Origin of the sequence: Pseudomonas wuhanensis (genome assembly GCF_030687395.1) — a bacterium.
Taxonomy (GTDB): Bacteria; Pseudomonadota; Gammaproteobacteria; order Pseudomonadales; family Pseudomonadaceae; genus Aquipseudomonas; species Aquipseudomonas wuhanensis.
On record NZ_CP117430.1, the window covers coordinates 2,385,783 to 2,399,759 of the forward strand.

The 13,977-nt window shown below is 60.8% G+C and carries 8 protein-coding genes; all 8 read left to right on the plus strand.

Features of this window, described 5'->3' with window-relative positions:
* The first annotated feature begins 47 nt into the window (after window positions 1-47).
* The 8 genes from PSH88_RS11070 to PSH88_RS11105 all read left to right on the plus strand — a co-directional run bounded on the left by PSH88_RS11070 (window position 48) and on the right by PSH88_RS11105 (window position 13,965).
* Window positions 48-1,349 carry a transposase gene (locus PSH88_RS11070; protein ID WP_305424801.1) on the plus strand — a complete coding sequence of 434 codons (1,302 nt, stop codon included), beginning with the start codon at window positions 48-50 and terminating at the stop codon, window positions 1,347-1,349.
* 182 nt (window positions 1,350-1,531) lie between these two features.
* Window positions 1,532-2,542: an aspartate-semialdehyde dehydrogenase gene (locus PSH88_RS11075; protein ID WP_305426228.1), complete on the plus strand. Its 1,011-nt coding sequence runs from the start codon at window positions 1,532-1,534 to the stop codon at window positions 2,540-2,542.
* Window positions 2,543-2,751: 209 nt separating this feature from the next.
* The gene (locus PSH88_RS11080) at window positions 2,752-5,397 is read left to right on the plus strand and encodes a FimV/HubP family polar landmark protein (protein WP_305426229.1); all 2,646 of its coding nucleotides are present in this window, start codon (window positions 2,752-2,754) and stop codon (window positions 5,395-5,397) included.
* A 286-nt stretch (window positions 5,398-5,683) separates the two neighbouring features.
* Window positions 5,684-6,334 (plus strand): GNAT family N-acetyltransferase, encoded by a 651-nt coding sequence (locus PSH88_RS11085; protein WP_123721999.1) that lies wholly within the window; start codon window positions 5,684-5,686, stop codon window positions 6,332-6,334.
* 64 nt (window positions 6,335-6,398) lie between these two features.
* Entirely contained in the window at window positions 6,399-8,126 is a 1,728-nt protein-coding gene (locus PSH88_RS11090; protein WP_305426230.1) for an autotransporter assembly complex protein TamA, read from the plus strand.
* On the plus strand, window positions 8,123-11,797 hold the full coding sequence (locus tag PSH88_RS11095) for a translocation/assembly module TamB domain-containing protein (protein WP_305426232.1): 3,675 nt from the start codon (window positions 8,123-8,125) through the stop codon (window positions 11,795-11,797). Before PSH88_RS11090 ends, PSH88_RS11095 begins: the two co-directional genes overlap by 4 nt.
* 229 nt (window positions 11,798-12,026) lie before the next feature.
* A complete protein-coding gene (locus PSH88_RS11100) occupies window positions 12,027-12,506 on the plus strand; it encodes a MarR family winged helix-turn-helix transcriptional regulator (RefSeq protein WP_305483535.1) in 480 nt (159 codons plus the stop codon).
* Window positions 12,496-13,965: an efflux transporter outer membrane subunit gene (locus PSH88_RS11105; RefSeq protein WP_305426234.1), complete on the plus strand. Its 1,470-nt coding sequence runs from the start codon at window positions 12,496-12,498 to the stop codon at window positions 13,963-13,965. Before PSH88_RS11100 ends, PSH88_RS11105 begins: the two co-directional genes overlap by 11 nt.
* Window positions 13,966-13,977 lie beyond the last annotated feature (12 nt).

Here is a 13,977-nt window from a genome sequence, read left to right on the forward strand (position 1 = left end):
TACACATCTCCCGATCCTGGTCTATAAAGGGACGGCATGGATATCAAATGACCGGGCTAGATGCCCGACTGACAAAACGATACGACGAGTTAGTCATGGGACACAGTAATGGACTACCGGCGCTGGCCGCCGGGATGAAAGCCTTGCCGCGAAGCGACAAGGCTTTTGCACAGACGCAAGCCCTTTGGCGATTTTTGAGCAATGACCGGGTTCGGCCCGTTGACCTGGTTAAACCGCTGCTGGCGCTGGCCCACGAGGGTTGTCGGGATGACTGTGATGATTACGCGCTGGTCATGCACGATTGGTCTCGGCTCAATTACATGCACCACCACAGCAAGGCTGATCGCCTGCAAATGACCCACCGGGGCGACATCGGTTACGAGCTGCAAAGCAGCCTGCTAGTCACCGACCGTGACGGTGCACCGATCTGTACTCCCGCTCAAAATCTGGCGACCAAGGACGGCGTGCTCAGCACGCGAGCCGAAGAAGTGCTGGCCCCTGAGAAGCATCTGCATGAACTGACACAACGTATCACTTGGCTGGAACAGCAGAATTTTGCCAAGCCGCTTGTCCATATCGTGGATCGAGAGGCTGATTCGGTCGCTCACCTGAGGCAATGGCAGGCCGAGGGTCGGCAATGGCTGGTGCGAGTCAAGGCCGGTTCCACGGCCAGTCATGCAGGTCAATCGAGGGCCCTGAGTCAAATTGCTCGCGAGATGACCTACCGCAAAACTCGCAAGGTGGACTACAAAGGAAAACCGGCCATTCAATGGGTGGGAGAAACCGCCGTCGTGCTGACTCGCCAAGCCCAGCCTTTCACCAAAGACAGGGCCGACCGCAAGACGCTGCGCAAGTCTGGTGAGCCGTTGCCGGCCCGGCTCGTCGTGAGCCGAATACTGGGAGCCGATGGTCACCTGCTGGCCGAATGGTATTTGCTGAGCAACCTTGAGCAAGAGGTCGCAGATGAACGATTGGCGCTCTGGTATTACTGGCGCTGGCGTATCGAGTCCTACTTCAAACTGCTTAAAGGGGGTGGGCATCAGCTGGAAAACTGGCAGCAAGAGAGCGGTGAAGCGGTGTTCAAACGGCTGTTGATCGCCAGTCAGGCATGTGCTGTCAGTTGGCGTCTGATGCGGGCTAAGGGGGAGTTCGCTGAGCAAACACGGGATTTTTTGGTCCGTCTGTCTGGTCGACAGATGAAGCGCTCGCAGCCGGTGACGGCTTCCGCGCTGCTGGCCGGTTTATACATGCTTTTGGCCATGTGCGAGACATTGGAACAATACACGCCCCAGGAACTGGCGGGTTTTGCTAAAGAGGCCATCGGCTGGGTGGCCAGCCGAAGACTTTAGAGATGTGTAGATACCTATGCCCATCGCGGGCAAGCCCGCTCCCACAAGGATTGCGCTGAACCCTGTGGGAGCGGGCTTGCCCGCGATGAGGTCGGAACTGGCGCCGCAGGTCTCCGCCGAATTGCCTCACTGCCAACCACCCGGTAAAGTGCCGCTCCCCCCGTTTCGCCAGAGGTAGAACCATGAGCCAGTCCTTTGATATTGCCGTGATCGGCGCCACCGGTACTGTCGGCGAAACACTCGTCCAGATTCTCGAAGAGCGGGATTTTCCGGTCGCTAACCTGCACCTGCTGGCGAGCAGTGAATCGGCCGGGCATTCGGTACCGTTTCGCGGCAAGAACGTGCGGGTGCGCGAAGTCGATGAGTTCGACTTCAGCAAAGTCCAGTTGGTGTTCTTCGCCGCCGGGCCGGCGGTAACCCTCAGTTTCGCCCCGCGCGCCACCGCCGCCGGTTGCTCGCTGATCGACCTGTCCGGCGCCTTGCCGGCCGATCAGGCGCCGCAAGTGGTGCCTGAGGCCAACGCTGAAATTCTGGTCGGCCTGAAAAAGCCCTTCCAGGTCAGCAGCCCAAGCCCTTCGGCCGCGACACTGGCGGTGGTGCTGGCGCCGTTGCTCGGTTTGCTCGACCTGCAACGCATCAGCCTGACGGCGTGTCTGGCGGTCTCCGCCCAAGGCCGCGAAGCCGTTACTGAGCTGGCCCGTCAAACCGCCGAGCTGCTCAATGTGCGCCCGCTGGAACCAGCATTCTTCGATCGGCAGATGGCCTTCAACCTGCTGGCCCAAGTCGGCACGCCTGATGCTCAAGGTCATACGCTGCTGGAAAAGCGCCTGGTGCGCGAGCTGCGTCAGGTCATGGCGCTGCCTTCATTGAAGATTTCCGTCACTTGCATTCAAGCTCCGGTGTTTTTTGGCGATAGCTTTAGCATGACCTTGCAGTCATCGAGCGCTGTCGATCTGGCGAAAATCAACGCAGCTCTGGAAGCGGCGCCCGGTATCGAACTGGTCGAGGCGGGCGATTACCCGACCCCGGTAGGCGATGCGGTAGGGCAGGACGTGGTTTACGTTGGTCGGGTTCGCAGCGGGATCGACGATCCGGCGGAACTTAATGTGTGGCTGACGTCAGATAACGTACGCAAAGGCGCCGCGCTCAATGCTGTGCAGGTGGCTGAATTGTTGATAAAAGACCTGCTGTAAAAGATACTTGGCAACAATTTTATCGAATGATTCCCGTCGAGCGTCGTGCTTGGCCGGAATGCTTAAGGTGAGCCACCCCGCAGGGCTTCCCATTGCATGAATGAAATGATCGCGCGCGACGACCCTTCGTCGCCGCGCGCAATGCCTTACGGCAGCGGCAATCAACACCTTCTCGCTGGCCGAGGAATGTTCAAACAAAGGAAGAGGTTATGGTTCAAGTTCGCAAACTGGTGTTAGCAATAGCGGCCGCCTCGGCGCTGTCCTCCGGTATGGCGCATGCCCTCGGGCTCGGGGAATTGACCCTGAAGTCGACGCTGAACCAGCCTCTGGTGGCAGAAATCGAGTTGCTCGACGTCAAGGACCTCTCGGCTGCCGAAGTGGTGCCGAGCCTGGCCTCGCCCGAAGATTTCGCCAAGGCCGGTGTCGATCGCCAGGCGTTTCTCAATGACCTGACCTTCACCCCAGTGCTTAACGCCAGCGGCAAAAGCATCCTGCGCGTCACGTCCAGCAAACCGCTGTCCGAACCGATGGTGAAATTCCTGGTTCAGGTGATGTGGCCCAACGGTCGCCTGCTACGCGATTACAGCGTGCTGCTCGATCCGTCCAAATTCTCGCCGCAGACCGCCGATGCCGCCGCGCAACCGGCGCCAGCCCAAACGGTGACCGCGCCGGTCACCGGCGCGACCAAATCGTCGCCATACACCACCACAGCGCGCGATACCCTGTGGGAAATCGCCGCGAAGGCGCGTAATGGCGGTTCGATCCAGCAGACCATGCTGGCCATCCAGGCGCTGAACCCGGATGCGTTCATCGACGGCAACATCAACCGACTGAAAACCGGTCAGGTGCTGCGCCTGCCTGATCAGGTGCAGAGCACCAACCTGCCGCAACCCAAGGCCATCGCCGAGGTCGCCGCGCAGAACACCGCGTGGCGTCAGGGTCGTCGCTACGTGGCGAAACCGGGAACCGGTCAGCAGCAACTTGACGCCACCAAGCGCGCTCGCGGTGAAGGTGCTTCGTCGCAAGCCGCCACAGACAAACTGAGCCTGGTCTCTGCCGACACCGGCAAGGGCGGCAAAGGTGCCGCCGGTGATGCGAAAGCGTTGAGCAACAAGCTGGCCGTGACTCAGGAAAGCCTCGACACGACCCGTCGTGACAACGCTGAACTGAAAAGCCGCATGAGCGATCTGCAAAGTCAGCTGGACAAGCTGCAACGCCTGATCGAACTGAAGAACAACCAATTGGCCAAGTTGCAGGCCGAAGGTGGCGCGGACACACCGGCGGCTACGACCGCTCCGGCGATGTCAGCCGAACTGGCGGCCAACCCTGCGGCAACGCCTGCGGACGCAGCCCCGGCACCTGCGCCAGAGACAGCTGCACCAGAAGCTGTTCCGGCACCAGCCGTCGAGCCAGCGCCTGCGACATCCGATGATCAGAAATTCAACGAGCTGCTGACCAACCCGATCCTGCTGGGGCTGGTGGGTGGCGGTGCGGTGGTTCTGCTGCTCTTGCTGCTGTTGCTGGCCCGTCGCCGCAAAGCCCAGCAAGAGGCCGAGAAGCATCTGCGCATGGCCCGTGCCTTGGAAGAGGAACAAGCGTTCTCCGTCGACCAAGACCTGCCGGAAAGCAGCTTCGAAGGCCTGGAAGTTCCGCCGCCGAGCGTGAAACTTGCGACCGCACCAACGCTAGCGCCGGCCCCGGCCCCGGTGATTTCTCCAGTTGTGGTGACGCCGCCGATCGCTGCGCCACTGGTATCGCCTGCCGCCGAGCGTTCCGAGCGTTCCGACGACGTACTGGCTCAGGCGCAGTCGCACATTGCAGGCGGTCGTCTGAATCAGGCCGCTGCATTGCTGGAAGATGCGATCAAGCAAGCGCCGCAACGCAGTGACCTGCGCCTGAAGCTGATGGAAGTCTACGGTCAGCAGGGCGACCGCGATGCGTTCGTCGCTCAGGAGCGTCAGCTGGTAGCCAATGGCGATAACTTCGCCCGGGTTGAAGAATTGAAAAGCCGCTTTCCGGCGATGGCAGTCGCAGTTGCGGGTGGTCTGGCTGCCGCGGCAATCGCCGCCGAGCTGGATGCGCAATACGTCAAGGACCTGCTGCTGGACGAACCGCAAGCCCCGGAACCGGCATTGTCCGACTTCGACAGCGCCTTCGATCTGAGCCTGGACGATCTGGACGCGGCTACTCCAATCGCGCCTGCCGTTGCGGCGGAACCAGAGCCAGCACCAGAGCCGGAGCCGGAGCCAACACCAGAAGCTCTGGCTGAGCTGGACGAATTCCCGCTGGATGACGACCTGAGCTTTGAGTCGGTGTTGCAGCAACAGACTGAAATCAAGGAAAACCTCGACGATCTGTCGGACTTTGACCTGGACATGGATCTGGGCGGCGATGCTTCGCCAGCCATCCTGGCCGAAGACGACTTCTTGATGAGTCTGGATGAAAATCTCAAGGATGCGCCAGCCGCCGAAGCACCGACCGTGGCTGAGACACCGCTCGATGACCTGGAGTTGCCGTTGGACTTCGATCTGTCGCTGGCCGATGAAATGGACGCCAGCCCGGATCAGCCTGACGCCTTCGAAAATGAACTCAACGACGTCAACGCTGAGCTGGAACGTCTGTCCCAGAGCCTTGGTGAGCCGAGTTTTACCGAGGAAGACGCTTTGGCCTCCGCGGACGATGAGCTCGATTTCCTCTCCGGTGCTGACGAAGTCGCCACCAAACTCGACCTGGCCCAGGCTTACATCGACATGGGCGACAACGACGGCGCTCGGGACATCCTCAATGAAGTGGTGACCGAGGGCGATGCGGGTCAGAAGAGCGAAGCCAAGGAAATGCTCTCGCGTCTGGCGTGAATCATCGGTAAGGCATAAACAAAACGGCAGCCCATCGAGGCTGCCGTTTTTGTTTGGGGGGGCGATGCGATGGCGCCTGTCGGGTCGCCTTCGGGGGCAAGGTTGTCCGCATCATTTGCGCCAGACATCAATCTCCTGTGGGGGCGGGCTTGCTCGCGAAGGGGTCAGCTCAGTCGATGAAGATCCTGGCTTGGTCTATACCTGTCTGGGGAACTGTGAAGCCACCCAAAGGCTCGTACCAATAAGAACGCGGCCTTCTGAGCCGCGCCCAGGGAGATCGACCGTTATGCCCGAAACCTCGACCGTCATCGCCGATATTCACATGCTCGACAGCGGCTATTCCCGCGAAGCACGTTCCCTGCTGTACCAGGCGTACCGGCACGAGCCGACGTTCGGCTATCTGTTCGAAGCCGAACGCCCCGGTTATGAACAACGAGTAAGGGCAACGGTGCGCGAACTGGTCAAACAACACTTTCTTCAGGATTTACCAGCCATCGGCCTGCTGGTGAATGACCGCTTGATCGGCATCGCCCTGATCGCACCGCCGCAACGTCGCCTGGGCATTACCGAAAGCTGGGCCTGGCGCCTGCGGATGGTGCTCAGCACCGGGTTTCGCTGTACCCGACGCTACCTCGATTACCACGCCGCCGTGATGGCGTGCGTGCCCTCCGACTCGGTGCATGTCTTGCCATTACTGGGGGTTCATCCGCAATTCCAGGGCAAGCATTTCGGTGAACAATTGCTGCAAGCGGTCCATAACTGGTGCGCGGTCGATGAGCACTCACAGGGTGTGATCCTCGACACCGGGAATCCTCGTTATCTGGAGTTCTATAAGCGTCAGGGCTACGAGGAAATCGGTGAAGTGGCGGTAGGACCGATTCTTGAACACGTGTTTTTCCACGCCAACCCGCAGGTGTTACAAACGGCAACGGCATAACAGTAGAACTTTCGCGGCAGGTCAGGCTCTATCAGGCCCCCAGGCTCGTGATAGCATCCGCGCTATGAAGTTTTCCGGAAGATTTACCAGTGGCGTGCTGATGCTGATCTCCAGCTGCGCGGCACTGGCGCAAAGTGAATTGGATGTGCGGATCAAACCGTCCAACGATGAACTAAAAGCCAATATAGAAGGCTATATCGGTAGCCTCGGCGATCGCGACGAAGAAGCCCTGCTGCGCTTCAGTCGTGGCGCCGAAGAACAGGCACGCAAAGCCGCCCAGGCCTTGGGCTACTACCAGCCGCAAATTGAAAGCGACGTGAAGGGCGGCAAGAAGCCGCGTCTGGTTCTGACCATCGATCCTGGCGAGCCGATCCATTTGCGCAACGTCACGGTGCGTGTCGACGGTCCTGCGGCCTCGCTAAAATCCTTTCGCGTGCCCAAAAGTGACCTGCTCAAACCCGGCGCGGTGCTCAATCATGGTCATTATGAAGACGCCAAGCGAGTGATCCAGAACCAGGCTTCGCGCTACGGCTTTTTCAGTGGGCGCTTCACCCGCCAAAAACTGTTGGTGGACCCGCGGGCAGGCGTCGCCGATATCGAATTGATCTACGACAGCGGCCCGCGCTATGCGCTGGGCAAGGTCAGTTTTGAAGGCGACACGCCGTTCGACGAAGACCTGCTGCAACGCATGGTGCCGTTCAAGGCCGGTACGCCCTATGACTCCGAACTGATCGCCGAACTCAATCAGGCGCTGCAATCGAGCGGCTATTTCGAGGGCGTGCGCGTGGACGCAGCGCCGGCCGCGTCCAAGGACGAGGTGATCCCGGTGGCGGTCAAACTGGAAACCCGCAAGCCTCGGACCATGGGCCTCGGTCTGGGCTTTTCCACCGACGTCGGTCCACGGGCCAAAGCCAACTGGACCCGCCATTGGGTCAATCCCCAGGGGCACAGTTACGGCTGGGAAGCCGAGATTTCAGCACCAAGGCAGAACGTCGGTCTGTTTTACGACGTTCCGCTGGATCCACCATTGACCGACAAACTGCGCTTTGCCGGTGGTTATCAGAGCGAAGAAATCGCCGATAAGGACAGCCTGAGCAAGTTGCTCACCCTCGGCCCCGAGTGGCACAGCAAGTTGCCTAGCGGCTGGCAGCGGGTGGTTTCGCTCAAGTGGCAGCGCGAGGAATATAGACTCGGCGATGATTCGGGCCTGAGTACTTTGCTGATGCCCGGCGTGAGTTATTCGTACCTGAAAAGCGACAACCGCATCGATCCGCACAACGGTTATCGCCTGCAATTCGAAACCAAAGTCGCCAAGGAAGGATTGGGTTCGGACACCAACCTGGTCTATGGCACGGCGCTGGTCAAAGGCCTGACTACGGTCTTCGACAAACACCGCTTGCTCGGTCGGGTGCAGGTCGGCGGCAGCGCTACAAACGGCTACAAATCGATGCCGCCGTCCTTGCGCTTCTTCGCCGGTGGCGATCAGAGCGTGCGCGGTTACGACTACCAGAGCCTGTCCCCGGAAAACTCCGATGGCGACCGTATCGGTGGCCGCTACATGGTGGCCGGCAGCGTCGAGTATCAATACTCCGTCGCCGAAAAATGGCGGGTCGCAACCTTCATCGACCAGGGCAACTCCTTCAACACACTCGAATTGCCGAACCTGAAGACCGGTGTCGGTATCGGCGTACGCTGGGTTTCTCCGGTGGGGCCGATTCGTCTCGATCTGGCCCATGCGATGGATGACGACGGCGGCATTCGACTGCACTTTTCCATGGGGCCTGAGCTGTGAAGCGTGGTTTGAAAATAACGCTACTGGCGATTCCGGCGCTGCTGATGCTGCTCGTGCTGACACTGTTCACCGTGCTGGGCACTGCGCCGGGCAGTCGTTGGGCGCTCGGGTTTGTGCCGGGTTTGACCGTGGAGAACTTCCAGGGTCGTTTGGGGGGGCAGTGGAGCGCCGATCATCTGGTTTGGCAGCAGGACAGCAGCCGGGTCGAGCTGAACAAAGCGATTTTCGCCTGGTCGCCGCTGTGCCTGACGCGCATGACGCTGTGCGTCGAGCAACTGCAGGCCGAGCAGGTCAGCCTGCAATTTCCGCCCAGTGAAGAAACAACCGACAGCGGCCCCATCACGCTGCCGGACTTGCAGTTGCCCTTGGCCATCGAATTGGGCGACGTCAAAATCGGCCGTCTGCTGTTCAACGGCAGTGAAGAACTCAAGGGGCTGCAACTGGCAGCGCACTGGACCGAGACAGGTTTGCAGATCGACTCGGTGCATTTGCAGCGTGATGAACTGAGCCTGAACCTGTCCGGCCTGCTGCAACCGAGCGGCCATTGGCCGCTGACCGCCGAAGGCAAACTGACCTTGCCTGCGCCGGGTACCGAACCATGGGCACTGGCCCTGAAGGTCGACGGCGATCTGCTGAAAACCCTGAACCTGAAAGCCGACAGCAGCGGCTACCTGAACGGGCAACTCACCGGGGAGCTGCAACCGCTGGTGGAAAACCTGCCGGCCAAAGTGCGCATCATCGCTGACGGCTTCAAGGCCAGCGCCGATCTACCGGACACTCTGCAACTCAATCAACTGGAGCTCACCGGCGACGGCGACTTGAAAAGCGGCTACCAGTTGCTCGGCAAAGCCACGTTGCCCGCCGAGCAAGGCCCGGTGGCTTTGCTGCTGCAAGGCAGGGTCGACGCTAAGGGTGCGCAGATCGCTGGTCTTGATCTGACGGCCAACGACAAACAAAGCCTCAAGCTCACCGGGCAAATGGACTGGACCAAAGGCCTGAGCGCTGATGCAAAAATCGACTGGCTGGATTTCCCATGGCATCGTCTCTATCCGCTGATCGACGAGCCGCAAGTGGCGCTGCGCAGCTTCAACGGTGAAGTCTCCTACACCGACGGCAACTACATCGGTAACTTCAAGGCTGCACTGGATGGCCCGGCCGGGGCGTTCAGCCTGAACAGTCCGTTCAGCGGCGACTTGACCAAGATCCACCTGCCGCAATTCAAGCTCGAAGCGGGGCAGGGCAAGGCCGAAGGGCACTTGAACCTGCAATTTGCCGACGGCATCGCCTGGGATACGGCGCTGGACCTCTCGGCGATCAACCCGGCGTACTGGCTCGCGGAGTTGCCAGGCACCTTGGCTGGGCCATTGCGCAGTAAAGGCGAGATGAAGAACGAAACACTCAGCCTGACCGCCGACCTGGACCTGAAAGGCAAGCTGCGGGGGCAACCGGCGGTGTTGCAAGCCAAGGCCGATGGCGGCGGCGAGCAATGGAACCTCAGCGCGTTGCAGATTCGCCTCGGTGACAACAGCATCAACGGCCAAGGCAGTCTGCAACAGACACTCGCCGGCCAGCTCGATATCAAGATGCCGCGTCTGGCCCAGCTCTGGCCGCAACTGCGCGGTCAGCTCAATGGCCGTGTCGATGTCGCCGGCACGCTCAAGGCGCCACAAGGCAAGCTCGGCCTGCAAGGCACGCAACTGGCGTTCGAAGATAATCGCCTGCAAAGCCTCAATCTGGACGCCACCCTAGACAGCGCCCAAAGGGCGAAGATCGATCTCAAGGGCAGCGGCATTCAGACCGGCGACACCTCACTGGGCACGTTGACCGCCAGCGGTCAGGGCGATATCAAAAACCAGAAACTTGCTCTCGACCTGCAAGGACCGAAGCTGAAACTGGCGCTCGGTCTTGATGGCACGCTGGACAAGGGCAATTGGCGCGGGCGGCTGGCCAGTGGTGATATCCAGGCCGGCGGCCAGGACTGGAAACTGCAAAATCCGGCGAAGCTTGAGCGATTGGCGGACGGCAAAATCAACTTCGGCGCCCATTGCTGGATGTCCGGCCCGGCCAGCCTGTGTGGCGAAGACCAACGCTTGATGCCCGAGCCGAAACTGCGTTACCACCTCAAGCAATTCCCCATCGACAGTTTGGCGCAATGGCTGCCAAAGGATTTCGCCTGGAAGGGCAAGCTCAACGCCGACCTGCAACTGGACTTGCCGGCCAGCGGCCCGAATGGCCAGATCAGCATTGACGCCAGTGGCGGCACCTTGCGTATGCGCGAGAAGGAGCAATGGCTGGACTTCCCGTACCAGACCCTGAAACTCACCAGCAAACTCACGCCAAAACGCATCGACACCGACCTCAACTTTGTCGGCGGCAAGCTCGGTGAGCTGAGGGTTCAGGCGCAGATCAATCCGATACCGAAGAACAAGCCGCTGACCGGTTCATTCCGCCTCAGTGGCCTGGACTTGTCGGTGGCGCGGCCGTTTGTGCCGATGGTCGAGAAGCTCGCCGGTCATTTGAGCGGCAGCGGCACATTGTCCGGCGGGCTGCTGACGCCGCTGGTCAACGGCAACCTTGAGCTGCGCGACGGTGAAATCTCCGGGCCTGAACTGCCGATTGCACTCGAAGCCTTGCAACTTCAAGCCGTGATTGCCGGCGAAACCGTGCAATTGAACGGCGGCTGGAAAAGCGGCAAGAGCGGGCAGGGCCGCCTCAATGGCAACATCGCCTGGGGTCAGGCACTGGTGGTGGATCTGGCGCTCAAGGGCTCGCAATTGCCGGTCACCGTCGAGCCCTACGCGGCGCTGGAAGTCGCGCCGGACCTGAAGATTTCCATGAAGGACGACACACTGGCAATCGTCGGCAAGGTGCTGGTGCCCAAGGGCGAGATCATCGTGCGCGAGCTGCCGCCGTCCACGGTCAAGGTCTCCGATGACACGGTGATCGTCGGTCAGCAGACCGAAGAGGGCAAACCGCCGATGGCCATGGCGATGGACATCGATGTGGTGGTCGGGCAGGACAAACTCAGCTTTGCCGGCTTCGGCCTGACCGCCAACCTGCAAGGCCAGGTGCATATCGGCGACAACATGGACACCCGTGGCGAGCTGTGGCTCAACGACGGGCGTTATCGCGCCTACGGCCAGCGGCTGACGGTGCGCCGGGCGCGCCTGTTGTTTGCCGGTCCCATCGATCAGCCGTATCTGGACATCGAAGCGATTCGCCAGACCGACGACGTCATCGCCGGCATTCGCCTGAGTGGCAGCGCCGAGCAGCCGACCACGCAGATCTTTTCGGAACCGGCGATGAGTCAGGAGCAGGCGTTGTCTTATCTGGTGCTGGGGCGTCCGCTAAGCACCACCGGTGAAGACAACAACATGCTCGCCCAGGCCGCTCTCGGGTTGGGTTTGATGGGCAGTTCGGGGGTGACCAGCGGGTTGGCCAAGGACTTGGGCATTCAGGACTTCCAGCTCGATACCCAAGGCAGTGGCGCCAACACCGCCGTGGTGGCCAGCGGCAACATCTCCGAGAAGCTCAGCCTGCGTTATGGCGTCGGGGTGTTCGAGCCGGCCAACACCATCGCCTTGCGCTACAAACTGAGCAAAAAGGTCTACCTCGAAGCCGCCAGCGGCGTGGCCAGTTCGCTGGACATCTTCTACAAGCGGGATTTCTAGGTCCGCGTTTCCTTCCAGATACCGTGTCACCCCCAATCGCGGGCAAGCCCGCTCCCACAAGGATCTCGTCGAACCTGTGGGAGCGGGCTTGCCCGCGATGGCGTCAGAACATTCACCACAGAATCCATCGCCGCAATACAAAGCAACCTAATTATTGCGTTGACATTCGCTGCCTAAGCAGTAACATCTCGACATACATTCTCTGCCTAGGCAGCTAATTGGTGGTCAGATGAAACATTTCTCCTCATACGATTTCCATAATTGCCATCTCGGCCTCCTGCTCGGGCGCGCCGCGCTGCTCAAGGACCGAATCATCGACACGCACATGGAACCCCACGGCATCACGGCCGCGCAGTTCAAAGTGCTGATCATCATGGCCCAGTTCGGCGTCGATACCCCGGCCGAGCTGTGCCGTCACCTGTCGCTGGACAGCGGTTCGATGACTCGCATGCTCGATCGTCTGGAACAGAAAGGATTCCTCGCCCGCCAACGTTCCGAAGCTGATCGGCGTCAGGTTCAACTGGTGCTGACCGAACAGGGCCAGCAGCTGACCGACCAGCTGCCGCAGATCGGCGCCGAGGCCATGAATGAACTGGCCGGCGCCATCACCCCGGAAGAATTGAAAACCCTGGAACAGATCCTGAAGAAAATTCTGGTAGCCGCGGGTGACTCGATCACCCTGCAACGGGTAGGTAGAAATGAGCAGTAAAAGCCTGCGTGGCGGATTGAGCCTGGTGCTGTTGGCCATGAGCCTCGCCGGTTGCGCCAGTTACAGCGGCCTGACCACCGAAGGCGTCAGCCTCGATGCGAAAAATCTCAAGGCCGGGCAGTCCCTCAGCGGCGTGACCCTGTCGCCCGCGGCGTGGCCAAAAAGCGACTGGTGGAAAAGCCTCGGCGACCCGCAACTCGACGGCCTGATCCGCGAAGCCCTGCACGACAGCCCGGACATGCAAATCGCCGACGCCCGCGCCCATCAGGCCAGCGCTGCGGCCTATGCCGCCGACGCTGCGCGGATGCCGACCCTGGATGCCAGCGCCGGTGTCAGCCGTTCGCGTCTGGCTCGCGATCAGGAGCCGAGCGGGCAGGGCGGTACGTACTCCACCGTGCGCAATCTCGGCGCCAGTTTCAATTACAACTTCGACCTTTGGGGCGGTCAGCGCGACGCCTGGGAAGCTGCGTTGGGCGAGGCCCGTGCCGCCGAAGTCGATCAGCAAGCCGCGCAGCTGACCTTGTCCGCCGACGTCGCCCGCGCCTACAGCGATCTGGGGCAGGTGCACATCATCCATGACCTGGCCAGCGAAGACCTCAAGCGCACCCAACAAATGCTCGACCTCAGCCAGCGTCGCCTGAGTTCGGGGATCGACAGTCAGTACCAGTTCCAGCAGACCGAAAGCCTGGAAGCCAGCGCCGAAGCCAGCCTGATCGACGCCGAGAAACGCCTGCAAAGCGCGAAAATCGCCTTGGCAGTGCTGCTGGGTAAAGGCCCGGATCGTGGCAATGAAATCGCCCGACCGAAAGTCCTCCAGGCCAGCGCCGTGGCGTTGCCATCGGTGCTGCCGGCGGAATTGCTTGGTCGTCGTCCGGACTTGGTGGCGGCGCGCTGGCGGGTTGAAGCCGCGAGCAAAAACATCGCGGCGGGCAAGACCCGGTTCTACCCCAACCTCAACCTGAGCGCGGCGGCCGGTGTCGAATCGTTGCTGGGCGATGCGATGTTCGGTTCGGCGAGTCGCTTCTTCAACGTCGCGCCGACGATCTCGGTGCCGATTTTCGACGGCGGCCGTTTGCGGGCCGACCTTGATTCCCGCAACGCCGATTACGACCTCGCGGTGGCGCAGTACAACAAAAGCCTGGTGAAAGCCCTGGGCGATGTCAGCGACACCATCAACCAGCTGCGCGATATCGGCCGGCAAATCGGCGCCCAGCAGCATGCCACCGACATTGCTCGGGATTCTTACAACACCGTGGTCCAGCGCTACGGTTCCGGCATCGGTAATTACCTGGACGTGCTCAGTATCGAGCAGCAATTGCTCCAGGCCCAGCGTCAGCTGGCCAACCTGAATGCCGAGCAGATCGACCTGTCGATTCAACTGATGCAAGCGCTGGGTGGCGGTTTTCAGGGCGAAACCCTGGCCGCGGCCAACGCAACCCCAGCCACGCAGCACAACTAATTCAAGGTACTC

Coding starts and splice junctions, on each gene's coding strand:
- PSH88_RS11070 (WP_305424801.1), top strand. CDS start 48: ATGACCGGGCTAGATGCCCGACTGACAAAACGATACGACGAGTTAGTC.
- PSH88_RS11075 (WP_305426228.1), top strand. CDS start 1,532: ATGAGCCAGTCCTTTGATATTGCCGTGATCGGCGCCACCGGTACTGTC.
- PSH88_RS11080 (WP_305426229.1), top strand. CDS start 2,752: ATGGTTCAAGTTCGCAAACTGGTGTTAGCAATAGCGGCCGCCTCGGCG.
- PSH88_RS11085 (WP_123721999.1), top strand. CDS start 5,684: ATGCCCGAAACCTCGACCGTCATCGCCGATATTCACATGCTCGACAGC.
- PSH88_RS11090 (WP_305426230.1), top strand. CDS start 6,399: ATGAAGTTTTCCGGAAGATTTACCAGTGGCGTGCTGATGCTGATCTCC.
- PSH88_RS11100 (WP_305483535.1), top strand. CDS start 12,027: ATGAAACATTTCTCCTCATACGATTTCCATAATTGCCATCTCGGCCTC.
- PSH88_RS11105 (WP_305426234.1), top strand. CDS start 12,496: ATGAGCAGTAAAAGCCTGCGTGGCGGATTGAGCCTGGTGCTGTTGGCC.